This window comes from Roseivirga sp. (assembly GCF_049099775.1).
GTDB lineage: Bacteria > Bacteroidota > Bacteroidia > Cytophagales > Cyclobacteriaceae > Roseivirga.
In genome coordinates this window covers 859,825-882,403 of sequence record NZ_JAGDZM010000004.1, presented here as the reverse complement: position 1 = coordinate 882,403, position 22,579 = coordinate 859,825, and the positions used below count along the sequence as shown (strand labels likewise).

Sequence of the window (22,579 nt, the reverse complement as noted above, 5' to 3'; positions counted from 1 at the left end):
GATGAAAAAGCTAACTATAATTACATTACTCCTTCTGAGCGCATTAAGCGTAAGCGCACAAGGTTACTTGTCATTTTATCAATTGCGTGACATCGTACCGCAAACTCAAGGTTTGCAACCTGCATTTATTCCAAACAATTCGATTACCGTGAGTTTACCTGCAGCAAACGTTGGTGTTATGCTTCAAGGAGACCTTAAATTGCAAGAGCTACTTTCAAGGCCTGATGGGCAAGCAGAGTTGACGCTTGATTTTGATTTGATGAATTCTGTAGCACAGGAACGGAATTACCTAAACTTAGATGTTACCTCAAATCTTTTTCATGTTGGCATTAAAACTAAAAAAGGAGGGTACTCTTTCTTTGCAAATGCTCGCGCAACAATGGACTTTGTTTATGGTAAAGACTTTATTGATTTTGTTGCCAACGGTAATGGAAATAAAATTGGTCAGACTATTGACTTTTCTGATACGAGATTACGAGTTGAGGCTTACCATGAGATTGGTGTAGGATATGCTCGTAAGTTTCTTGGCGATCGATTAACAGTTGGTGCTAGAGCTAAATTAGTGACAGGAATATTCCATGGTTCTATAGAAGATGGCGCTTCGGCAACATTAACTACAAACGCTAATGATTTCAGCTGGCAAATTGCCACTCAAAATGCGACTGCTAATTCTGCTGGTTTAGATTTTCTCTTCAATTCAGATGATTATGAATCGAATGAGCTTACGGATTATATAATGTCTAACGACAATCAAACAATAGCTTTTGATTTTGGAGCCAAGTTCAAAGCGTTAGATTGGTTGGAAGTAGAAGCATCTATAAGTGATTTGGGGTCTATTAATTGGAAAGAGCAAGTTAGAAATTATAATACAGCAGATACCGTTGCCACATTTAGCGGTGTTCAGTTAGAAGGCTTGGAGGATTCTGGTGAGGTATTTAAGGATAGCTTAGAGAACAATTTCAGGTCTAACGAAACCCAATTAGGCTTCAAGACCAACTTGCCTTCTAGAATGTACTTAACGGCTTCGGCATATTTAACGCCGGATGACAGGTTTTCACTGACCTATTTTCAGACAAATGCTTTAAGTGACTTTCCAGCGAATTATGCACTCTCATACAATCACAAGTTCGACAAGTTTGTTGTAGGTGTTTTAGGAACTTATAGAGGCTCTAATAACGAAGTGAATTTCGGAGCCAACCTAGGAACAAATTTTGGCCCAGTACAAATGTACTTGGCGATGGATAATGTTTTAGTGACAAGTGGACCTGAGCAGTATTCTAAAGCTGACTTTAGGTTCGGTCTAAACTTGATGTTCGGTTATAAAAAATGGATAAAGAAAGACAAGGTTGCAGATTTGGATGCGCTCTAATCCTTTTTTGAAATTCCCAAAATAAGTAATGGTAGCACTGTCAAATCTAGTATCAGTGCTACCATTGCTGTTATTGAAATAAACATTCCTAGGTAAAACGGTGACGACAAACCTGATGTCATAAACAACGAGAAGCCGCCAAGAATTACCAAACTGGTTACGATAATACTTTTACCTGTTCCTGCAACAGTTCTTTTCATGGCCCAGATAGGTGAAGTGCCTTTTCTTTTCTCCATATAATATCTTACAATCATATGAATACTGTCATCTACTGCTATACCGAACGCAACAGTGAAGATAACGGCCGTGGAGATGTTAAGGTCAATGCTGAACAGTCCCATCAATCCAAAAAGTATTATAACAGGTAATAGGTTAGGTATAAGCGATACAAATACTAAACGCCAGTTTTTAAAGAATATGAGTAGTAAGATTGAAATGGTAAGGGTGGCAAAACCTAAGCCCTTGATCAGGGCATTGACAATATAATTATCCGTTTTATCAATTAAATAAGATGTTCCTGTCAGTCTCACTTCTAAAATAGAAAGGTGCTTTCTGGTTGATAAAAAGTCTAGGAGCTTTTCGTTCAAAATTCTGGCCTCAGAACTCCCTAAATCTTTTGAACGACCAAAAAGCCTTATCATTTGCTCGTTTTCAATTTCAAAAAGCTGCCTTGATTCTTTCAGTTTGGGACTGTAGTAAATTCTTCGAACACGCTTAATATCTTGCTGTTTAGGGATTTCCAGATGGTTTTCCGATCCGCCATAAATTCCTGCGTTTATTTCTTTGATCAAATTCAAAGGTGATTCGACATGAGAAACGCCATAACTATTGGTTAAGTAACTTTCGATCTCTTCTATTGCAAGAAGAACGTCTCTATCAATGATTTCTCGGTTTCCAAGAACCTGAATTCCCAGTTCAAATGGTTTGTAACCATCGAAGCTATCATCAAAGTAAGCTACTTGTTCTAATTCCGGCTCGCCCTTTTGAAAACCTACTAAAATGGATGTATTCATACGTAAGAATGTACTTCCGGAAATTAAAATGCCAGAGATAATTACTGTTACACGCATAACGGCTTTTCTTCTTCTTACAACCTTAACAAATAAATTAGTGAGAAATGCACTCCAAAAGTTGTTGTTATTGGTACGTTCTACGGGTTTAGGGAAGAAGAATAGAAGGCAGGGGATTAATATGAAAGTGATTAAGAAGGCAAATAAAACCCCACAGGCAGTGTAAAGTCCAAAGTCTTGAATGGGTTGTATTGGAATAACCAAAAGGCTTAAAAAACCAAAACAGGTGGTAATGGTAGTCAGGAAATTAGCCTTTCCAATGAATAGTATTGAAGCATAAAGAGCCTCAGATGCTTTTTTTCCTTCTCTCTTAAATTCATCGTATTTATTTATAAGATGTATTACATCAGATAGAGAGACAATCAATAATATGGCTGGAATTATGACAACCATAACGTCGATTGCCTTTCCTGAAAGGGAAATAAATCCCATTGTCCACACTATACAGATTACTAGTGTCAGTATAGGGATAACTACCCCTTTAAAGCTCTTAAATAGTAATAGTAAAATAAGAATAGCAAAAGCTAGTGCAATGGTTAGTAGATTGGCTAGTTCTTTTTCAAACTTTCTGGTAAAATCGTACTGCATTTGAATTTTACCAGAGATGAGAAACTCATGGCCATAAATTGATTTCAGGTAATTATTCAATTCATTGTAAAATAGATCACCAGCCTTTTTGGTTTGAAAAGCTTCATGCCGAAGCATAAGGAGCATAGAGTTCTCATCTCTCCCTAAAAATTTTCCACTAAGTATTTTACTTAAGCTTTCGTTGGCCTCAATATCACTCTTTGGGTGTACCAGGTTAACTTGATTGATACCAAATGGTGTGATTTGAATTCTCCTTAGATCAAAAAGACTTTGTACTTCTAGGACCTTAAGAATTCGATTTAGGCTATCTATGGTTTCGTAAGTTTCTTTAAGAAAGGCGGAGCTTGTAGGTTCTTCTGACTTTAGGACTATAAAAAGGAAGTCATTGAATTCGCCAAAAGAATCGTTAAGACGTTCATAATATGCCAGTTCTTCATCCCCTTCAGGAAAGAAGCTATTAAAATCGTAGTCGAATTTAATTTTAGGTATTTGCAGCCCTAAGAAAACGGTTATGATCAGCAAAATGGAAAGCCTGATGATCGCTTTTTGCTTTGTAATTGGAGCAAATCGTTGAACCCACTTAGGAGACTTAAAAACTTCAGAGGAAGCCTTCCCTTTAGGCACATTTTGATTTACTTTGTTCATTAATTCAAAACTATAAAATCGTAGACATTATGAAGCAGTACCACGACTTAATGAAGCATATTCTTGAAAATGGTGTTGAAAAAAGTGATAGAACAGGTACTGGTACGAAAAGTGTCTTCGGTTATCAAATGCGATTCGATCTTTCGGAAGGTTTTCCGGTTGTAACTACAAAGAAACTTCACTTGAGATCTATCATCCATGAATTACTATGGTTTTTACAGGGAGATACTAACATAAAGTATCTGAAGGATAACGGCGTTCGAATTTGGGATGAATGGGCAGATGAGCAAGGGAACTTGGGTCCGGTCTATGGTTATCAGTGGAGAAACTGGCCTGATGGCAATGGTGGAACAATTGATCAAATCACGAAAGTGATTAATCAAATCAAAAATTCTCCAGACAGCAGAAGGTTAATAGTGAGTGCATGGAATGTAGCTGATGTAGATAATATGGCGCTTCCTCCATGTCATACTTTTTTTCAATTTTATGTGGCCGATGGAAAGTTGAGTTGTCAATTATATCAGCGAAGTGCAGACGTATTCTTAGGCGTGCCTTTCAATATTGCTTCATATTCTCTATTGGTTCTGATGGTTGCCCAAGTATGCGGTTTAGAACCTGGAGATTTTGTACATACATTCGGAGATGCTCATTTGTATTCTAATCATTATGAGCAAACGGAGCTTCAGTTAAGCCGAGATATTCGGCCGCTTCCACAAATGAAGTTAAATCCTGATGTTAAAGATATTTTTGGGTTCAAATACGAAGATTTTGAATTAACAGGTTACGATCCACATCCGCATATTAAGGCTGCTGTAGCCGTTTAATAAGTTTTTCTAGTCTTCCTGCTGGGTTCTCGTAAGTGCCACCATTGTAGTGTTGATAATATCTAATGCCTGCTGCATTTGTAGTGAAAATGCTGGTGGCTTCTTTTAATGTTTCAATAGGCGCTTCAACTTCGATGACAGCATCATTTTGCTCCTCTAAAAATTTCAGGATAAAAGACCTCATTACACCTGATACGCAACCAGTGCTTAGTTTTGGTGTGTAGATTTTTGAGTCACTAATCCAAAACAGATTTGCAATGTGAGACTCTGCTAGGTTGCCATGTGTGTCACAGAGAATGATATCGTCGAAATGTTTTTTGTTTTTTTCAACTCCGGCAAGAACATACGTTAAAGCATTACTTGTTTTAGCAAATGAGATTGGGCTGAATTGAGTTTTGTAGTCTTTGGTTAAACCTATTTCTCTAAGCACATCAAATACCTTAGGTTCGGATGTCGATACCTGTAAATAAAATGAAGAGGATGATTCAGTTGGGGCATAAAGACCTCCCTGATTTCTCCAAAGTCTTAGCTTGCTTTTCAGTCCACCATTCAAATTGTTTTGGGATGCCAGTTTTTCGATTGATTGCTCAATATAATTACGCGTTAGAATTTCAGGGTACTCCATTTCCATTATCGTACAGCCACGTTGCAATCTGGCAATATGAAAATCGATCAAACTAAATCGATCAGTGCTTGTAACAATTGTTTCGAATAGCCCGTCTCCATAACAAAATGAACGATCGTCAGTTTTAATCAGGTGATCATTGGTATTGACTATTCGAGAGTTAAATATCGCTTTCATGTAGGGTATTGACCTTTCAAACATAATGGAAAAATTGAAAGTACTTAATTCCCTAATATTGATTTTGAAATCTTATAGATAATGGCAGAACAAAGTAGTGTTTTTGATATGATAGGTCCCGTAATGATAGGACCGTCTAGTTCACACACTGCCGGTGTAGTAAGAATAGGTAGAGTAGCGCGCAAGATTTTAGGTGTTCAACCTGAAAAAGCTGAGATCACTTTCTATAATTCATTTGCTAGAACTTATGAGGGTCACGGCAGTGATAGAGCCATAGTCGCAGGATTGCTGGATTTCAAAACTGATGACCTAAGAATTAAGACTGCATTCGATGAAGCTAAGAACGTTGGCTTTCATATTAAATTTAGGTCCGTTGGAAATGCTTCAACAATGCATCCCAACACGGTAAAAATTGTTGTGTCTTCCGGCGAGCGAGAAATTCTAGTGACAGGCGAAAGCCGTGGAGGTGGTGTAATAAGAATTACAGAAGTAAATGGTTTCAGTGTAGGTTTTAATGCCAATATCACTACCATGATACTTCTAGCCAACGATCGAAAAGGCGCTATCGCTTTTATAGCAACTGTGCTGGCAAATGACGAATGCAATATTGCTTCAATGTCAGTAAACAGAAAAGGAAAACATGATATGGCATGTCATGTTATTGAAATGGATTCAAAACCTCCTAAGGTTACAATAGATTATTTAAAACATTTGGAATGGATAAGAGAGGTCATCTTTATTCCGGATATAGATTTTTAATAGAAACCCATGAATTTGAAACGTAAGTTTTTTTACAGCCTTCTTCTCGGATTATCCGTGAACTTGGCAATTGGTCAAAGCGCAAATGATGGCAAAGTTTGGACACTCGAAGAGTGTGTCAAATATGCTAGAGAAAACAACTTGACGATTAGAAATAGTCAATTAACTCAACTCCAAAACGAAATTGCAGTTAAGCAATCGAAGTTTGCAAGACTACCGAACCTTAATGCCGGCGGTAGTTTAGGTAAATCGTTCGGTAGAACAATTGACCCTGTTACTAACGCATTCGTAAGTCAATCATTTTTAAGTGGAGGTCTTTCAGCAAATGCAGGGGTAAATGTTTATCAAGGTGGTATTTTAAAGAACACCATTAAGCAAAACGAATTAAATCTTCAGGCAAGCGCTTTTGATTTGGAGAAAGCTAAGAATGACGTTGGCTTAAGTGTTGCTACGAATTTTTTAAATGTTCTTTTAAATCGTGAGCAATTAGAAAACGCCAAATTCCAAAGAGAAGTAACGTCAAGTCAGTTGGAAAGAACTAAGAAACTTGTTGAAGCTGGGTCTGACCCAATAACACGTCAGCTTGACTTAGAGTCTCAGTTAGCTTCTAACGAAGTGCAGGTAGTTAATGCTGAAAATGCTTTAAGTCTTGCATTATTAAATTTAAAGCAAGCTATGCAGATGCCCGCTGATCAAGAATTGAATATTACTATTCCTGAGCTAGAGGTAGAAAACGTAAATATGACAGCGAACGCACCGTCTAGAATTTACGACATCGCTGTTGAAAATCAGCCAGAAGTAAAGAGTGCTGAACTTGGTATTCAAAGTAGTACAATGGGTGAGAAAATCGCAAAAGGAGCATTCTTACCTTCAGTAAGTTTTAGTGGCAGCATTTCAACCAACTATTCTGATCAGGCTAGAGAGCTAATAGGAACACAGAACATAGATGTCCCCGCACAGGACATTGGTTTTGTCCAAGGTAGCGGAGATAGGGTTTTTACTGACCCAAGACAAGAGGCCGTCCGTATTTTTAGCGATTCATATGGCGTTATCAATCAGTTCGATGATAACCTTGGTCAATCCATTAGAGCGAGTTTGAATATTCCAATCTTTAGTAGGTTGGCAAACACTTCGAACCTTCAAAGAGCACAAATCACAAGACAACGTGCTGAGATTACTTCTCAGAACGTTAAAAACCAGTTGCGTCAAAATATTGAGACTGCATACAACAATGCTACTGCTGGTTTAAAATCTTATCAAGCATCAATTAAAAGAGTAGCGGCTCTTGAGGAATCTTTTAGAGCTGCAGAGCAACAGTACAACGTAGGAAGTGTGAACTCGGTAGACTACCAAGTAGCAAGCAACAATCTATTCGCTGCTAGGACAGACTTAGTTCGTGCGAAATACGAGTACATTTTTAGAGTGAAAATACTAGACTTTTATCTAGGCAACCCAATTACATTAGATTAAGAACAATGGCTAAGAAGAAAAAAGGATCAAATAAGATCATATGGATATTACTGATTTTGGTAGTACTAGTAGTACTATTTGCAGTGATCGGTAAGCAAGCAGGATTCATCGGAGGAGAAAGAACGATTAAAGTTGAGTTCGCTGAAGCAAGTAAAAATACAATAGTAGAAAAAGTAACAGCTTCAGGGGTTGTACAGCCTGTAATTGAGATTGCAATAAGCCCAGATGTCGCTGGTGAAATTATTGAATTGAATGTTGAAGAAGGTGATGATGTACTTGAAGGAATGGTTTTGGTTAAAATTAGACCTGATAACCTTCAGTCCGCATTAGATAGATCAAAGGCAAACCTAAACCAACAACTGGCTAATCTGGCTTCGTCAAAAGCGAGTAAGTTTCGTAGCGAGGCACAGTTAAAGCAATCGGAGTTAGCATTTAACAGGGCCGAAAGATTGAAGAAGGAGAATGTTATTTCCGATGCCGATTATGAAACTGCTAAGGCGAATTTTGAAGTAGCTAAATATAATTTAGATGCTGCTGAACAAAGTGTAAAAGCTGCAGAGTTTATCATTAAGTCAAGCGAAGCTACAGTAGCAGAAGCAGAGGAAAATGTAAGGCTTACAACTGTAATTGCTCCATCGACAGGAACGATATCTAAGTTGAATGTAGAAAAAGGTGAAAGAGTAGTAGGTACACAGCAAATGGCAGGTACTGAAATGATGCGTCTAGCAGACCTGAACCAAATGGAAGTTCAAGTTGATGTGAACGAGAACGATATTATTCGCGTGAATGTTGGTGATACAGCAATTATCGATGTTGATTCCTACACCTCTATGGATAAACAATTCCAAGGAGTTGTTACTTCAATTGCTAATACGGCTAACCCAAAAGCTTCTGCTGATGCGGTTACTGAATTTAAGGTCGAGATTAGAATTATAAACGATAGTTTTTCTGACCTGCTTTCTGAAATCCAAGGCCCTTCTCCATTCCGACCTGGAATGACTGCAAGTGTTGAGATTATTACAACGACTAAAGCAAACATATTGACAGTGCCTTTAGCCGCGGTGACAACTAGGAATCCTAAACTGGATAAAAAAGTGTTCGGTAATGATGGCAACGACGATGATGGTGGACTTCAAGTAACTAATGCGAATGCCAGACCAGAAGAAAAAGCTGATATTAAAGAAGTAGTTTTTATCAATGACGGCGGAACTGCTAAGATGGTTGAAGTTAAAACTGGTATTAGTGATTATGACAATATAGAAATCCTTTCAGGACTAAAAGAAGGTGATCAAGTAGTGTCAGGACCATTCTTTGTTGTGTCGAAGCGTTTGAAAACAGGTGATCTTGTTGAGAAAACTGGAGGTAAAAAAGTTGCAGTTGCTGCTAGTTCAGATAACTAAAAAGTATTAGATAAAGTAATTTTAGAAGAGAGGAACGGAGACTTTTCTCTCTTTTTTTATGCAAATTCTTTAAGGTGCTTATAGAGCATATTTAAAGGCAAACCCATTACATTATAGTAGTCGCCTTCAATTTGATTAATACCTATCATACCAATCCATTCTTGAATACCATAGCTCCCAGCTTTATCATATGGCTTATAGGTATCTATGTAGTAGTTGATTGCTTCAGAATCAAGTTTATCGAAGCTAACCCTAGTAACGGCAGTAAAACTGACTGTCTTCTCTGAAGTTCTCAAGCACACACCAGTTGCCACCTTATGGGTGTTATCAGATAGCATCGAGATCATTTCAAACGCGTCTTTTTCATTTGCGGCCTTGCCAAGAATCTGTTCATCTACTATAACCACAGTGTCGGACGTAAGTAGTAAATCAGTTTTTCCCAATCGTCCGAAAGCATTGGACTTTTTCTTTGCTATGAATTCAGCGACATCAAGTGGCGGAGTGCTCAAAGGGAAAGACTCGTCAATAGGTTTAACTTCTACCTCAAAATCTATATCTAGACTTTTTAACAGTTCTTGTCTTCTGGGTGATTTAGAAGCCAGGATTAAACGGTAATTCAAATTCATTGTCTCTTATTGAACCGAAAAGATAACCACATATGGCCTTTGGATAGAAGTAAGTTGATTTTTGAGGCAAGGTATGCCCGGAATAACATACTTCCTTTACCGTTTCCATGCTAATGTCTTGCGTTATAATAGCAAATTGTGCTTCCCCTCTGATCGTTTTAGTAATGCAGTTGGCAAAATTCCTTTCAAAGCTTATTTGTTTGGAATCTCGTTGTTCTTTACCAGGAATCCCAAGGGCTTTTTCAATAATGAAATAATGCATTACTGTTAGATCTAAGTATTTAATAGATTCAGGGAAATTCCAATCTAATAGATCAATAGCCTCTGGCTTAAGTCTTAATTTTATCGCCTCATCATCGAAGAGCAAGCCAAAAGCCCACTTCTTTCCGAGTATGATCTCCGAAATGTCATTCGGGTTTTCTAGATATTTGATTATAAAATAGGGGGATAGTTTTTTAAGAAGCTCCTCTTTTTTGAAGTCGTTTATACCGTTAATAAGTCTGTGTGTTGGGAGTATCCTTAAATCATTCGCTTCGCCATTAGTGAGGTACATCATATGAAAGTTGAAGCCTTCCTGTCCTGATGTTTTGTCTCGCGTTTCTTTTTGTTGTTTACGGTAGACTATCGAACCTTCAAGCCTATGATGACCGTCGGCAAGTATAACTTTACTTTTAGAAAGCTTTTTAATGAACTTCTTAATGATGTTATGGTCATGAATTACAGAAAGTACATCTTTCACGCCTTGGTAATCCTCTGTTTCATAAATAGGATTAAGCATACTTTCATCCATATAATGCTCTAGCTCAAATTCTTCATCGAAATAAAGTCCATGAGTTGGGCTTACATTCATTTCAGTCGCTTTTAGCACATCAATTCTATCATTGACAGAATGGGGCATAGTATTTTCATGCCTTAATATTTGGCCATCAGGATCATCCCAATCAGAGGCTTCAATAAAGCTAATGAAGCCTTTTCTTATGAATTCTTGAGAGATTCCAGGTAAAGAGAAGTACTGGTAATAAACATAGATTCCTGGCAGCGAATCTTGTTTAAGCACACCAGAATTTTTCCATTCTTCCAGTAGTACAGAGGTGTGTTTAGGAATATCTCCATGTCGTGGCACGCTCAAATGAATACTGTTGTACTTATTTCCGTAAAGTTTATCTCTTTGAGAATCAGATATTACATCAAACAGGGGAGATGTGAGCTCATCTATATTTTTAGATAGCTCGTTGTTATAGCGCCATGCTCTAAAGGGGATGATTTTTGCCATATTATTGCTTGGCTCTTAGCTTCCATTTACTCAATTTACCTCCATTATTGGCCTGCTTACCACCAGTTGCTTGCTCATTTAAAAGGTGTGCGGCTAGCGCCAAAGCAATTTCTTCCTCTTGCGGATCATTACTGTTCAAATACTCTGGTTTGAAAAATTTATCAACGAATTTAGTGTCGAAATTTCCTGAAATAAAAGCTTCGTGTTTCAAAGCAAAGTCACAAAAATCTAGTGTGGTTTGCACGCCCGAAATTTCATATTCAGCGATGGCTCTAAGCATTCTAAGTCTTGCTTGTTCTCGGTTAGCTCCGTGAGTTGTCAATTTGGCGATCATAGGATCATAATAAATTGGAATATCTAAGCCCTGTTCATATCCGTCGTCCACTCTAACACCAGGCCCTTGAGGAGTAGTGTAGGTATGAAGCGTTCCTGTATCTGGCAGGAAGTTTTCTCTAGGGTTTTCGGCATAAACACGAATTTCCATAGAGTGGCCATTGATTTTTAGGTCACCTTGATCCATTTGTAAGGCCTTGCCTTCAGCCACATAAATTTGCTCTTTCACTAAGTCTATCCCTGTAATTTCTTCAGTGACTGGGTGCTCTACTTGTAGCCGTGTATTCATTTCAAGGAAAAAGAAATCTAAATTCTCATCTACAATGAATTCTACAGTACCTGCACCATAATATCCGCAAGCTTTGGCAACATCAACTGCCGCTTCACCCATAGCTTTTCTCATTTGATCATCTACTACTGGTGAAGGAGCTTCTTCAATTACTTTCTGATGCCTTCTTTGAATTGAGCATTCTCGTTCGAATAAATAGAGCGTTTTCCCGTGTTGATCACCTAAAATCTGAATTTCAATGTGGCGAGGTGAGCCGATATACTTTTCTACAAATACAGAAGAGTCTCCAAAAGCGGATTGAGCCTCGCTCATTGCTCTTTGCATTTGTTCAGGAAGTTCTTCACTGTTTTCAACAACTCGCATTCCTTTACCGCCACCTCCTGCACTTGCTTTAATTAAAACAGGGTATCCAATTTGTTTGGCAATAGTAGTGGCTTCCTCAATTTCGGTAACAGCGTGATTGACACCTGGAACCATAGGGATATTATAGCTGGCCACTGCATTTTTTGCAGCAAGTTTGTCACCCATTACCTCAATGGCATGAGCGGAAGGGCCAATAAAAGTGATGCCATTAGCGGCAACTTCTTTTGCAAATGAGGCATTCTCTGATAAAAAGCCATAACCTGGATGAATTGCATCCACATTAAGCTCTTTACAAACGTCTATAATTCGCTTAATGTTAAGATAGGAATCAGAAGATGCAGGAGGGCCTACGTTCACTGCTTCATCAGCATATGCGACGTGTGGGGCGTTTATATCGGCATCGCTAAAGATGGCAACCGTCTTGATTCCCATTTCTTTAGCAGTTCGCATTACACGAATGGCGATTTCTCCTCTGTTTGCAACAAGAATCTTATTTATTTTCTTCTTAGACATATCCATAGATTTTCAGCTGGCAATGCTAATTAATAATAATCATATTCAGAACCAATCAATGCTTTATATGTGATCAGATTTTTGATAAATGGTCATTATAGTGTTACCTTTGCATCTTGTTTTAGAAAGTCTACATCAACTAATTTTAAAGACAGATACGTTGGATTTATTTGAAAAACTACTGACTAACCGTGGACCGCTAGGGAAGCACTCAGACATTTCTGAGGGGTATTTTATGTTTCCTAAGCTAGAAGGTGAAATCTCACCTCGCATGAATTTCATGGGCAATGAGGTTCTTACTTGGAGTCTTAATAACTACTTAGGGTTGGCAAACCATCCTGAAGTAAGAAAAGCCGATGCTGATGCCGCTGCAGAGTGGGGGATGGCTTACCCAATGGGAGCCAGAATGATGTCAGGAAACACAAAATATCACGAGCAATTAGAGCAAGAGTTAGCAGAGTTTGTAAGTAAGGATGCTGGCCTATTGTTAAACTACGGATATCAAGGTGTATTATCTGTAATTGATGCGGTTGTAGACCGTAAAGATGTTATTGTTTATGATGCAGAGTCACACGCATGTATTATTGATGGTGTGAGATTGCACATGGGTAAAAGATTTGTATTCCCTCATAATGACATCGAGAACTTAGAAAAGCAATTAGAGAGAGCTACTAAGCTTACGCAAGAAACGGGCGGAGGTATCTTGGTGATTACTGAAGGTGTATTCGGAATGTCGGGTAACTTAGGTAAGCTGAAAGAAATTGCTGAGTTAAAGAAAAAGTTTCAGTTTAGACTCCTTGTCGATGATGCACACGGTTTTGGTACAGTTGGAGCAACTGGCGCAGGGGCAGGTGAGGAGTTAGGATGTCAGGACGAAATTGATATCTATTTCTCAACGTTTGCCAAGTCAATGGCTGCTATCGGAGCCTTTGTAGCTGGAAATAAAGACATAATTAAATTCCTTAAGTATAACATTAGATCGCAAATCTTTGCGAAGTCACTTCCTATGCCATTTGTTATAGGCGCTTTAAAGAGACTTCAAATGCTAAGAGACAACCCGGAGCATAAAGACAAGCTTTGGGTTATTGTGAATGCACTTCAGAATGGACTCAAGGAAAAAGGGTTTAGTATAGGTACAACCCAATCTCCAGTAACACCGGTTGTTTTGAATGGTACTATAGGTGAAGCTGCAGCATTAAGTAAAGACTTAAGGGAGAATTTTAATATCTTCTGTTCGGTCGTAATTTATCCTGTAGTTCCTAAGGGTACAATTATCTTAAGATTGATTCCTACGGCGTCTCATTCTTTAGAAGATGTAGCAGAAACAATTGCAGCATTCGAAGCTATAAAAGGAAAGCTTCTTACCGAAGAATATAAAAAAGAAGATGTGGCAATAGCTTTTGGAGAGTAAATCCAAAAAAAAGTGCCTTCACTGTTGACAATAGAACATTTTGATTTATATTGCCTCCAGTTAGACATTATTATCAACAACCTTAAAACACGATAAATATGAGTCAATTTAGTAAAGTGAAAGATTTAGTAGATTCTTTAGAAGGAGATTTCGAAAAGTTCTATGACAAAGGCAACCAAGCTGCTGGAACTAGAGTAAGAAAAGGAATGCAAGAGCTTAAGAACCTAGCACAAGAAATCAGAGTTGACGTTCAAAGCAAGAAAAACGCTTAAGAAACTGATTATTAGATAAATGAGGCCACGACATGTCGTGGCCTTTTTTATTTTATAGCCCTGTTAAGGACTGTATTCTGCTTTTTAGATCTGTAGTTGCCGCTAGAAGCGGTAGCCTTACATAACCTTCACAAACACCTTTCAGGCGAAGTACTTCCTTTACACCTACAGGGTTGCTTTCTTCATACATCAACGGGTTTACCGCTTTGAAAGAGGCTGTTATTGTATCCGATGTTTCATAATTACCAACAAGCGCCTGTTCAGCGATCTTGCTAAATTCTTTTGGGAATCCATTGGCGAGAACCGAAATTATTCCGATTCCGCCTGCTTTCACCAAATCCGAGGTCATTAAATCTTCACCAGAAGTCAAGAAAAAGTTACTATCCATTCCGTTGATAATTGCCTTGCATTGCTTTAGGTCAGCCGAAGCTTCTTTAATACCTATAATATTATTGTGTTTAGATAACTGAATTGTTGTGTCTGCCGACATATTTGACATTGTACGCCCCGGTACATTATATAGTATAAGAGGAACTGGACTTCTGTCAGCGATGTATTCAAAATGAGCTACTATACCCGCTTGACTTGGTTTGTTATAATAAGGACTTACAGATAGAAGCGCATCTACACCTTCTAAATCAGTAGCCTCAATGGTTTTTACAACTTCTAAGGTGTTGTTACCACCAATGCCATAGACTATTGGGAGCTGCTTACTATTGTTTGCCTTAACAAAACTTAAAATTTCTGCTTTTTCGTCAGCTGATATTGTAGCCGATTCGCCCGTAGTGCCCATAACTACATAGTAGTCCACACCTTGAGCGGTGAAGTCTAGTAAAGACTTTAATCCAGGAAAATCAATTGATCCATCCTGTTTAAAAGGTGTAACAAGTGCAACACCAGTACCTCTAAATAAATCCATTATTTAATTGCCTTAATATATTTTACAATTTGAGCTGTAAAATTAGATAAGCCAGCACTTTTATCAATACCGATCATCAACTCGTAATAACTCGAATTGTCAGGAGAATGATATCCGACTCTACAACGCGCATTTGTTTGATTTAAAATACTCTGAACGATCTCATCTAATTCAAAATCTAAATGAAAAAGAAAGTCAAACGGTTTATTACTAAAAGCATTTGAGGAGTCTGCATTCAGTTTACCAAGTGCAGAAAGATCAGTAACACTAACAACTGGATTGATTGTGTTAATAGTCTCTTTTCCAGGGTTATAACAAAGTGTATCTACAGACTTACCTTCATTTTTTAGTAGATCAATGAATTTTTCTACCTCGAGCTCCTTTTGGTTATCCTTCCAAGTATAAAGAACTCCAACGGATTTAGCTGTTTCAAAAGAAATCACTGGTAAAACGTTCTTTTTACCCCGTTTATCTGATTTGTTGAAGAGCGTAAGAAGCTTTTTAGATAAGATTGACATCAATCAGTTAATAAATTTAAAAATTCGGTTTCAGATATAATTTTGACTTCTAGTTTTGTCGCTTTTTCTAATTTCGCTGGCCCCATTTTATCCCCAGCTACCAAGAAATCTAGTTTAGCGCTAATCGAACTAACGACTTTTCCACCATTGGCCTTTATTTTTTCTTTCAATTCATCTCTGGAAAATTGGCTAAATACACCACTTATAACGAATGATTTATCTGCAAGGCTATTACTCTCCGAAATAATTTCTTTTTCAATAGTTTCAAGCTGAAGCTGAGCTGCTTTAAGTTGGCCGATTAATGCTTTGTTTTTTTCTTCACTGAAAAACTGTATCACGCTTTGCGCTATTCTTTCACCAATCTCTGGTACGTTCACCAATGATTCAAGATCAGCGTTTGAAAGCGCATCTATTGTCTTATAATGAGTTGCAAGTTTTTCAGCTACTGTTTGTCCAACGTACCTTATACCTAAAGCGAATAGTACTTTCTCAAAAGGAATTTGACGCGATTCGTTGATCGCTTTGATAATGTTATTGGCCGATTTTTCTCTAAGGCTTCTCTGACTATACTCACCTTTCTTTTCAGAGAAAGTTTTGAATTCTAGGCCATTTAGTTCCTCAAAAGAGAGACCGTATAGGTCAGCATAGTTTTTGATTAATCCCTTGTCCAGCAAACCTCGAATGGTCTCTGTACCAAGGCTATCTATATTCATGGCTTTGCGTTGAATGAAATGTTCAATTCTTCCTTGAATTTGCGGAGGACAGCTTTCTACGTTAGGACAATAGTGATTGGCCTCCCCTTCGATTCGTACTAAAGGGGTATTACATTCAGGGCAGTGGCTGATATATTCTACGGGGACACTGAAAAGGTCTCTTTGAGAGAAATCAACGCTGGTGATTTTAGGGATTATTTCACCTCCTTTTTCTACATGTACAATATCTCCTATTCTCACTTCGAGCCGTTCAATTTCATTCGCATTATGTAGAGAAGCTCTTTTTACAGTTGTACCAGCTAACAGTACTGGTTTAAGGTTAGCCACTGGCGTTACGGAACCTGTTCTGCCTACTTGGTACGATATGCTTTCCAATTTAGTGGTAGCACTTTCTGCTTTATATTTATAAGAAATGGCCCATCTTGGACTCTTTGCCGTAAAGCCTAATTCTTCCTGCTGATCAAGTCGATTGACTTTTATGACAACCCCATCAGTTTCAGAAGGTAGATCATGCCTTTTTTCTTCCCATTCAGCAAGGTATTCGAGTACCTCATCAATGTTTTTACACAAACGATAAGTCGGTGAAACGTTGAAACCCCATTCTTCTAACTTTAACATAGACTCGGAATGAGTACCATATGGCAGGTCTTCACCTAGCAAATAATACAAATAGCAGTCGAGCTTTCTGCTCGATACAATGGAAGAATCTTGCATTTTGAGCGTGCCAGAAGCAGCATTTCTTGGGTTGGCAAGTTTATCTTCTCCTATGTCTTCGCGTTCATTGTTAACTCTTTCAAATTCATTTTTAGGGAAATATACCTCTCCACGTACTTCAAACTCAGCGGGAATATTTTTACTGTCAATCTTGAGTGGAATACTTCTGATTGTCTTAGCATTCGCTGTAATATCATCTCCTTGCACGCCGTCTCCTCGTGTAACACCTCTGGTTAAATATCCATTTTCATAAGTTAGGCTTAGTGCAACACCGTCAAATTTAAGTTCACAGAAATATTCGTATTCCGAAGAATCAAGTCCTTTAGCTACACGGTTATCCCAATCAATAAGCTCTTCTTTTGAATAGGTATTCCCAAGTGATAGCATTCGATATTTGTGCGTGATGCTATCGAATGACTTTGTAATGGTACCGCCAACGCGTTGAGTAGGGGAGTCGGTTTTTTTATGCTCGGGAAATTCTTTTTCTAAGGCAATGAGTTCGTTGAGCATTTGGTCGAAATCGTAGTCACTGATTTCTGATTTACTCTCTTGATAATACAGCTGATTATGATAGTCTACCTTTTTCGAAAGAAATTCAATCCTTTCTTTTGCTTCCTGACTCGTCATGTTAATTCAATTTGTCTAAAGATGACTGAAGATCGTTTTGCGTATTATGAAGTTTGTCCTTGCATTCGCCTATCAGCTTGGTAGCTTCTTTAACCATGGCCGTCAGCTCATCAATATCTATGTTTTCAGTCTCAATTGTAGTTACAATTTCGTCGATTCTATCTATAGCTTCTTTATAGTTTATGGACTTTTTACTCATGCTCTATAGCCGTTACGTTACTTTTTATATTACTATCCGATGTTCTTGTTTCAATTTGATCACCTACCTTTATCTCCAATGATTCTATAGGCTTACCCTCTTTAAGTGTAAGGGTGTATCCTCTTTTCAATACTAACTCAGGATCAATTAGCTCTAGTTGCTTTTGAAGTGCATCGATTTTTACGTTTTGTTTCTCGAAGAAGTGATTCGCCTTATATTTTAAAGCCAGTGACTTTTCCTTTAATAAGTGTTGATGACTTTTTAATAATTGAATTGAAACGTGCTCAATTCTATGGGTTAGCTCTTGAAGCTTTTGTTGCTGGGAATTAAGTTTTTGCTCAAATACCTTCTCTACACGGTAGGCGTATTCCAACAGCTGGTCGTTGAACCGATCCATACCCGAAATTAAGAATTCCGCTACAGCAGTTGGTGTTTTTAATGATGTGTGCGCGACAAAATCTACCACTGTTACATCTCTTTCATGACCGATGCCTGAAAGCACTGGAAGTGGAAAAAGGGCAATGGCTCTGGCTAATTCAAACGAATCAAAACTATCTAAGTCAGTTTTTGCTCCACCACCTCTAATCAAAACAACAACATCAAAGGCTACATCAGATTCGTGAATGGCTTTGAAGGCTTTTCTGATTGAAATGACTGCCTCATTTCCCTGCATGGTTGAATGAAAAAGTGTCGCGTCGAAATGATAGCCTTTAGAATTCTCTTTGATCTGATTCATAAAGTCTCCAAAACCTGCTGCCGTTTCCGAACTGATTACGGCTATCTTTTGAGGGACTTCAGGTAAAGTATGAAGCTTATTCTTATTTATAAGGTCAGCTTCCTTCAGTTTTTGAATGGTCTCTTCCCTTAGTCGAGATTTTTCACCGATGGTATAGTTTGGGTCTACGTTGTTTACCGTAACACTCATACCGTAAACTTCATGGAAACTTACACTTACATTGAGCAAAACTTTTATGCCACTCTTTAGCTCAGAACCAGTCGATGACAGGAATTGCTCACTTATAGTTCTGTAGGTGTATGACCATATATTGGCCCTAAGTTTAGCTTGAATGTAGTTGCCTTCTTTTTCTACTAGTTCTAAGTAGCAATGGCCTTTCTGATTAAGTCTTAGTTCACTTATTTCTGCGATCACCCAATAACTAGGGGCCAAGCTAGTATCAAGTGTCTGCTTGATGAGATTGGTGAGTTCAAAAAGGCTCATTTTTGACATATTGCAAATTACGTCAAAGCCAAATGGCTGCAAACAAAAAAACCTGCAGATTGTGCAGGTTTTTTCTAAAGAACGATGTTTAATTTAACGCCCAGATTTATCATCAGGTCCTCTTCTATTTTCTCCGTTTCTGCTGGCTCTTTCGAAAAGGTCTCTTCTAAAGTCAGAATCAAACCTTATAACTCTCCAAACCTGCCGAAGCGACAGTACTTTTTTAAATCTTCCGAGATAAGCTTTTTCAAGATCTAGCTCCGCCTGCTTTTGTTCTAAATAAATGCCAAGCATTTCGTCAGCATTTTCATCCGACACATTGCGCGTACCATCTTTGAATAAAGCCCTTTTTCGAGTGCCATATTTTTTACCGAGTTCGCGTTTTTTATTATCATATTCTGTAAACAATGGCCAAAACACTTTTGCGGTTTCAGTATCAAGCTCTAGCCTATTGGTAAGGTAGGCAATCCGTGCGGCCTGTAACTTTTCTCTATCCATTTGAGGTCCACGATTTCCGCCTTGGGCAAAAGTGGGAAGGCTCAGTAATAAAATGGCTATACTTAAATATATTACTCTCATAAGCTTAGTAATCAAAGTATTCAAAATCGTAATCTAGTTCTGGGTTATCGTCTAACGCACTCGCAAAAGAACTAGTTTCCGTAGTATAAATTTCATCTAGAATGCTGTCAATTTCTTCAATATTAATCAGTAGATCAGCATCTAAGGCATTCTCTTCTTCTAAGTAGGAAATTATAGATTGGCTTGAAATGTCATTCCAATCGTCAGTATTCACCTGTTTCTCAGTATTAAAATAAACAGTAACAAGAAGTGCTAAACAGGCTGCCACAGCCGACCATTTGGCCCATGCTTGGCGGTATATAGGTATCACCTTCGTATCTTTTTCTACCCGATCAGCAATACGATTAGTCAGGTCAGAAAAATATCCATTAGGTACTATTAATGGATTCTTTTTAAGGTGCAAATTGTATTTTAAGTCACTATTCTCTGCTTCCGCAGCGTTCATGATGTTTTCGGTCAAAGCATCAAAATAATCTCCTTTCACCTTAAAAGGTAATTGTTTCAGCTTTTTGCTTTTTAAAGGATTGTTATCGTGTTCTTTGTTTTTCATTTTCTCTTTGATAATCAAAGGCTTAAAGGGTTTAATCTTTACCCAAGAAGTCTTCTATTTTCTTAACTGCTAAATGATAACTGGCTTTCAATGCGCCTACACTAGTTCCTGTTATTTCAGCGATATCGTCGTATTTTAAATCGTCAAAATACCGCATATTAAAAACAAGACGTTGTTTTTCAGGCAAGCTCAAAAGTGCTTTTTGAAGTTTTAACTGAATTTCGTCTCCGTCAATATCTACTCCTTGACTTAAATGGTTTTCCAACTCTTGGTAAACATCATCCATTGAGATGGAAGGCCGCCTCTGCATCTTTTTCAGATGGTTTAACGCTTCATTTGTAGCAATTCGATAGATCCATGTAAACAGTTGAGAAGCCTCTCTAAAAGAGTCAAGGTTCTTGTACACCTTAATAAAAGTGTCTTGCACCACATCATCAGCATCGTCGTGTGTAATGACGATTTTACGAATATGCCAATAGATACGCTCCTGGTATTCTTCCACCAGTTTACGAAAGGCTAAATCCTTATTCGCAGATACCTTAAAGGCGTGTAAAATTTCTTTGTCTTCCAACCGATCCAATGGTTTACGATTCTTTAGACCACTGTGACATTCAATGGTTTAACATAGGACGATATTAAATATACTGCTTTAATAGATTCATTTAGAACTATTGTGTTTTAGTCGTACTAATAATAACTATTCCTTATTTTTATAGAGATCAAAACGTCTCGTCAAATGCGCATCGAAGAGGAAATCAAACAGGGTAGGAATTTTGAAAACCCTTATGAAAGGCTCGTTGTAAATATAATGTTTACGAATAGTTGGGTGGTTGATGAGCAAACTAAAGTTTTTCGACCTTTTGGTTTGACAAATCCTCAGTATAACGTCTTGAGAATACTCAGAGGCCAATACCCTGATGTTTGTACTGTCAACACCATCATTGAACGTATGATTGACCGCATGTCTAATGCCTCAAGGATAGTGGATAGGTTAGAACTTAAAAACTTAGTGGAGCGCACAGTGTGCAAAACCGATAGAAGGGCCAAAGACGTAAGAATTACTGAAAAGGGTTTATTATTACTCGAGCAAGTAGATCAGGCGCTGACAGATTGGCTAAAAAGATTGACTCATTTGTCGGAAGATCAGGTCAACCAACTCAATGAGAACTTAGATGCGCTAAGATCGAAGTGATTGTTTTCACTAAGCTCCCTTGTTAGACATCCTCATCTTTTTTCGTAGCTTTTCATTAACTTCCAATTCAAGCTGAAACGCGCGACTATGAAAAATAATACCATAAAGCTTTCGCTTTATATCAACTACTTTGTTTTTGCTATCCTCTTGAATAGTGTTGGTATTGTGATCCTCAAAGCTCAGAATGTTTGGGGAGTTGACGAAGTTGATGCCAGTATTCTGGAAGCTTTTAAAGACTTACCTATTGCTATAGTTTCTTTTATCATTGCATCATTCTTGCCTAGAATAGGGTATAAGAAAGGAATGCTTACGGCACTGGGTTTGGTGTTTTTTGCTTGTATTGCCATGTATTTTGGTGATTCGTTTTGGGCGGCCAAAATCCTCTTTGCTACTGTGGGAATTAGCTTTGCTATTATTAAGGTATCCGTTTATTCTGTAATAGGCTTGGTTACACAAACACCGAAAGAACATGGCAGCTTAATGAGTAATATCGAAGGTGTTTTCATGTTTGGAATTGCTTTGGCCTATTTTCTCTTTCCTGCTTTCAATGCAGAAGGTGATCCCAATGCTTGGCTAAATGTTTATTGGCTACTGGCCGGGCTTACACTGCTTTCATTTTTGTTTCTGCTTAGGGCTGATTTTCAAGAAGGAGATGAAGTTCCAGGGGCCGATGTCGCTGAGGATTTTGCGCAAATGCTTAAGCTTATTGCAAAGGTACTTGTTATTGTTTTCGTGGTCTCAGCTTTTCTGTTTGTAATGATAGAGCAGGGTATCATGACTTGGTTGCCTACGTTTAATGAAAGAGTCCTTGAGTTACCTGAGAATGTTGCAATAATGATGGCAAGCATTTTGGCTATTAGTTTGGGGATAGGTAGGATTTTGGCAGGACAATTGGCAAAAAGATTTTCCTGGATTTGGGTGCTTACAGTCTGCATAATAGGAGCCATGGGTGTAGTAATATTCGTTCTGCCTAAAGCCGTAAATGCAGATATTGGTCTTGTTGAAACACTGGCTGATGTACCACTTATTGGGTATGCATTTCCATTAGTAGGTTTATTCATTGCGCCCATATACCCGCTATTAAATTCTGTGGTATTAAGTGCACTAGAGAAAAAGCTGCATAGCCCAATGGCTGGTTTGATTATTATATTCTCTGCGCTTGGTGGTACGCTAGGCTCTAGAATAATTGGTATTCTCTTTAAAGAGTTAGGTGCTGATCAGGCGTTTACCTATACCCTGATACCAATGGCCCTCTTATTAATAGCCTTGTTCTTCCTGAAGAAGTTAACGGCTAAAGAGGCAGCGAAACAACGATGACGAATAAAACGATGACGAATAAAAG

General features: G+C 38.1%; 22 protein-coding genes. 9 read left to right on the top strand and 13 right to left on the bottom strand.

The annotated features are described in order from the left end of the window. Position 1 precedes the first annotated feature (1 nt). Positions 2 to 1,369, top strand: a complete 1,368-nt coding sequence (locus JXQ92_RS08470; protein WP_421986168.1) for a DUF5723 family protein — start codon at positions 2 to 4, stop codon at positions 1,367 to 1,369. On the opposite strand, the gene JXQ92_RS08465 is transcribed toward JXQ92_RS08470, so the two are convergent. Next, entirely contained in the window at positions 1,366 to 3,672 is a 2,307-nt protein-coding gene (locus JXQ92_RS08465) for an efflux RND transporter permease subunit (protein ID WP_421986167.1), read from the bottom strand. The two genes, JXQ92_RS08470 and JXQ92_RS08465, sit on opposite strands and share 4 nt — an antisense overlap. A gap of 29 nt (positions 3,673 to 3,701) precedes the next feature. Between JXQ92_RS08465 and JXQ92_RS08460 the strand changes: the two genes are divergently transcribed. Continuing rightward, positions 3,702 to 4,496, top strand: a complete 795-nt coding sequence (locus tag JXQ92_RS08460) for a thymidylate synthase (protein ID WP_421986166.1) — start codon at positions 3,702 to 3,704, stop codon at positions 4,494 to 4,496. Here JXQ92_RS08460 and JXQ92_RS08455 read toward each other — a convergent pair. Continuing rightward, on the bottom strand, positions 4,474 to 5,298 hold the full coding sequence (locus JXQ92_RS08455; protein WP_421986165.1) for an aminotransferase class IV: 825 nt from the start codon (positions 5,296 to 5,298) through the stop codon (positions 4,474 to 4,476). The genes JXQ92_RS08460 and JXQ92_RS08455 overlap by 23 nt on opposite strands. A gap of 81 nt (positions 5,299 to 5,379) precedes the next feature. Between JXQ92_RS08455 and sdaAB the strand changes: the two genes are divergently transcribed. Genes sdaAB through JXQ92_RS08440 form a run of 3 tightly spaced genes read left to right on the top strand, consistent with a single transcriptional unit; the run spans position 5,380 to position 8,927 of the window. After that, entirely contained in the window at positions 5,380 to 6,057 is a 678-nt protein-coding gene (gene sdaAB / locus JXQ92_RS08450) for an L-serine ammonia-lyase, iron-sulfur-dependent subunit beta (RefSeq protein WP_421986164.1), read from the top strand. A 15-nt stretch (positions 6,058 to 6,072) separates the two neighbouring features. Then, complete coding sequence (locus tag JXQ92_RS08445) at positions 6,073 to 7,527, top strand: TolC family protein (protein ID WP_421986163.1); 1,455 nt, start codon at positions 6,073 to 6,075, stop codon at positions 7,525 to 7,527. Positions 7,528 to 7,532: 5 nt separating this feature from the next. Then, positions 7,533 to 8,927: an efflux RND transporter periplasmic adaptor subunit gene (locus JXQ92_RS08440; RefSeq protein WP_421986162.1), complete on the top strand. Its 1,395-nt coding sequence runs from the start codon at positions 7,533 to 7,535 to the stop codon at positions 8,925 to 8,927. 56 nt (positions 8,928 to 8,983) lie between these two features. On the opposite strand, the gene JXQ92_RS08435 is transcribed toward JXQ92_RS08440, so the two are convergent. Genes JXQ92_RS08435 through JXQ92_RS08425 form a run of 3 tightly spaced genes read right to left on the bottom strand, consistent with a single transcriptional unit; the run spans position 8,984 to position 12,324 of the window. Further along, positions 8,984 to 9,553, bottom strand: coding sequence for a Maf family nucleotide pyrophosphatase (locus JXQ92_RS08435; protein WP_421986161.1), 570 nt, complete (start codon positions 9,551 to 9,553; stop codon positions 8,984 to 8,986). Next, on the bottom strand, positions 9,519 to 10,826 hold the full coding sequence (locus tag JXQ92_RS08430; RefSeq protein ID WP_421986160.1) for a DUF1015 domain-containing protein: 1,308 nt from the start codon (positions 10,824 to 10,826) through the stop codon (positions 9,519 to 9,521). Before JXQ92_RS08430 ends, JXQ92_RS08435 begins: the two co-directional genes overlap by 35 nt. A gap of 1 nt (position 10,827) precedes the next feature. Beyond that, positions 10,828 to 12,324 carry an acetyl-CoA carboxylase biotin carboxylase subunit gene (locus JXQ92_RS08425; protein WP_421986159.1) on the bottom strand — a complete coding sequence of 499 codons (1,497 nt, stop codon included), beginning with the start codon at positions 12,322 to 12,324 and terminating at the stop codon, positions 10,828 to 10,830. 160 nt (positions 12,325 to 12,484) lie between these two features. On the opposite strand from JXQ92_RS08425, the gene JXQ92_RS08420 reads away from it, so the two are divergent. Next, the gene (locus tag JXQ92_RS08420) at positions 12,485 to 13,735 is read left to right on the top strand and encodes an aminotransferase class I/II-fold pyridoxal phosphate-dependent enzyme (RefSeq protein ID WP_421986158.1); all 1,251 of its coding nucleotides are present in this window, start codon (positions 12,485 to 12,487) and stop codon (positions 13,733 to 13,735) included. Between the two features lie 98 nt (positions 13,736 to 13,833). Continuing rightward, positions 13,834 to 14,007, top strand: coding sequence for a histone H1 (locus JXQ92_RS08415; protein ID WP_421986157.1), 174 nt, complete (start codon positions 13,834 to 13,836; stop codon positions 14,005 to 14,007). A gap of 52 nt (positions 14,008 to 14,059) precedes the next feature. On the opposite strand, the gene dapA is transcribed toward JXQ92_RS08415, so the two are convergent. The 8 genes from dapA to JXQ92_RS08375 all read right to left on the bottom strand — a co-directional run bounded on the left by dapA (position 14,060) and on the right by JXQ92_RS08375 (position 20,616). Further along, positions 14,060 to 14,926 carry a 4-hydroxy-tetrahydrodipicolinate synthase gene (gene dapA, locus JXQ92_RS08410; protein WP_421986156.1) on the bottom strand — a complete coding sequence of 289 codons (867 nt, stop codon included), beginning with the start codon at positions 14,924 to 14,926 and terminating at the stop codon, positions 14,060 to 14,062. Next, positions 14,926 to 15,444, bottom strand: coding sequence for a DUF6913 domain-containing protein (locus JXQ92_RS08405; protein WP_421986155.1), 519 nt, complete (start codon positions 15,442 to 15,444; stop codon positions 14,926 to 14,928). The genes dapA and JXQ92_RS08405 overlap by 1 nt, the downstream gene beginning before the upstream one ends. Continuing rightward, entirely contained in the window at positions 15,444 to 17,498 is a 2,055-nt protein-coding gene (ligA, locus tag JXQ92_RS08400) for an NAD-dependent DNA ligase LigA (protein WP_421986154.1), read from the bottom strand. The genes JXQ92_RS08405 and ligA overlap by 1 nt, the downstream gene beginning before the upstream one ends. A gap of 1 nt (position 17,499) precedes the next feature. Continuing rightward, on the bottom strand, positions 17,500 to 17,697 hold the full coding sequence (gene xseB / locus JXQ92_RS08395) for an exodeoxyribonuclease VII small subunit (RefSeq protein ID WP_421986153.1): 198 nt from the start codon (positions 17,695 to 17,697) through the stop codon (positions 17,500 to 17,502). Next, positions 17,690 to 18,916 (bottom strand): exodeoxyribonuclease VII large subunit, encoded by a 1,227-nt coding sequence (xseA, locus tag JXQ92_RS08390; RefSeq protein ID WP_421986152.1) that lies wholly within the window; start codon positions 18,914 to 18,916, stop codon positions 17,690 to 17,692. Before xseA ends, xseB begins: the two co-directional genes overlap by 8 nt. A 93-nt stretch (positions 18,917 to 19,009) precedes the next feature. After that, a complete protein-coding gene (locus tag JXQ92_RS08385) occupies positions 19,010 to 19,495 on the bottom strand; it encodes a hypothetical protein (protein WP_421986151.1) in 486 nt (161 codons plus the stop codon). Positions 19,496 to 19,499: 4 nt separating this feature from the next. Continuing rightward, positions 19,500 to 20,045 (bottom strand): hypothetical protein, encoded by a 546-nt coding sequence (locus tag JXQ92_RS08380; RefSeq protein ID WP_421986150.1) that lies wholly within the window; start codon positions 20,043 to 20,045, stop codon positions 19,500 to 19,502. A 31-nt stretch (positions 20,046 to 20,076) separates the two neighbouring features. Further along, the gene (locus tag JXQ92_RS08375) at positions 20,077 to 20,616 is read right to left on the bottom strand and encodes an RNA polymerase sigma factor (RefSeq protein WP_421986149.1); all 540 of its coding nucleotides are present in this window, start codon (positions 20,614 to 20,616) and stop codon (positions 20,077 to 20,079) included. Positions 20,617 to 20,781: 165 nt separating this feature from the next. On the opposite strand from JXQ92_RS08375, the gene JXQ92_RS08370 reads away from it, so the two are divergent. Both JXQ92_RS08370 and JXQ92_RS08365 read left to right on the top strand, forming a co-directional pair. Further along, positions 20,782 to 21,237 carry a MarR family winged helix-turn-helix transcriptional regulator gene (locus JXQ92_RS08370; RefSeq protein WP_421986148.1) on the top strand — a complete coding sequence of 152 codons (456 nt, stop codon included), beginning with the start codon at positions 20,782 to 20,784 and terminating at the stop codon, positions 21,235 to 21,237. A gap of 87 nt (positions 21,238 to 21,324) precedes the next feature. Then, positions 21,325 to 22,554, top strand: a complete 1,230-nt coding sequence (locus JXQ92_RS08365) for an MFS transporter (RefSeq protein WP_421986147.1) — start codon at positions 21,325 to 21,327, stop codon at positions 22,552 to 22,554. Positions 22,555 to 22,579 lie beyond the last annotated feature (25 nt).

Bases quoted from the DNA above. Each gene is read 5' to 3' on its own strand.
- JXQ92_RS08385 (WP_421986151.1), bottom strand. From the start codon at position 19,495: ATGAGAGTAATATATTTAAGTATAGCCATTTTATTACTGAGCCTTCCC.
- JXQ92_RS08465 (WP_421986167.1), bottom strand. From the start codon at position 3,672: ATGAACAAAGTAAATCAAAATGTGCCTAAAGGGAAGGCTTCCTCTGAA.
- JXQ92_RS08365 (WP_421986147.1), top strand. From the start codon at position 21,325: ATGAAAAATAATACCATAAAGCTTTCGCTTTATATCAACTACTTTGTT.
- dapA (WP_421986156.1), bottom strand. From the start codon at position 14,926: ATGGATTTATTTAGAGGTACTGGTGTTGCACTTGTTACACCTTTTAAA.
- JXQ92_RS08370 (WP_421986148.1), top strand. From the start codon at position 20,782: ATGCGCATCGAAGAGGAAATCAAACAGGGTAGGAATTTTGAAAACCCT.
- ligA (WP_421986154.1), bottom strand. From the start codon at position 17,498: ATGACGAGTCAGGAAGCAAAAGAAAGGATTGAATTTCTTTCGAAAAAG.
- JXQ92_RS08430 (WP_421986160.1), bottom strand. From the start codon at position 10,826: ATGGCAAAAATCATCCCCTTTAGAGCATGGCGCTATAACAACGAGCTA.
- JXQ92_RS08470 (WP_421986168.1), top strand. From the start codon at position 2: ATGAAAAAGCTAACTATAATTACATTACTCCTTCTGAGCGCATTAAGC.
- JXQ92_RS08455 (WP_421986165.1), bottom strand. From the start codon at position 5,298: ATGAAAGCGATATTTAACTCTCGAATAGTCAATACCAATGATCACCTG.
- xseB (WP_421986153.1), bottom strand. From the start codon at position 17,697: ATGAGTAAAAAGTCCATAAACTATAAAGAAGCTATAGATAGAATCGAC.
- JXQ92_RS08415 (WP_421986157.1), top strand. From the start codon at position 13,834: ATGAGTCAATTTAGTAAAGTGAAAGATTTAGTAGATTCTTTAGAAGGA.
- xseA (WP_421986152.1), bottom strand. From the start codon at position 18,916: ATGAGCCTTTTTGAACTCACCAATCTCATCAAGCAGACACTTGATACT.
- JXQ92_RS08460 (WP_421986166.1), top strand. From the start codon at position 3,702: ATGAAGCAGTACCACGACTTAATGAAGCATATTCTTGAAAATGGTGTT.
- sdaAB (WP_421986164.1), top strand. From the start codon at position 5,380: ATGGCAGAACAAAGTAGTGTTTTTGATATGATAGGTCCCGTAATGATA.
- JXQ92_RS08435 (WP_421986161.1), bottom strand. From the start codon at position 9,553: ATGAATTTGAATTACCGTTTAATCCTGGCTTCTAAATCACCCAGAAGA.
- JXQ92_RS08440 (WP_421986162.1), top strand. From the start codon at position 7,533: ATGGCTAAGAAGAAAAAAGGATCAAATAAGATCATATGGATATTACTG.
- JXQ92_RS08425 (WP_421986159.1), bottom strand. From the start codon at position 12,324: ATGTCTAAGAAGAAAATAAATAAGATTCTTGTTGCAAACAGAGGAGAA.
- JXQ92_RS08405 (WP_421986155.1), bottom strand. From the start codon at position 15,444: ATGTCAATCTTATCTAAAAAGCTTCTTACGCTCTTCAACAAATCAGAT.
- JXQ92_RS08380 (WP_421986150.1), bottom strand. From the start codon at position 20,045: ATGAAAAACAAAGAACACGATAACAATCCTTTAAAAAGCAAAAAGCTG.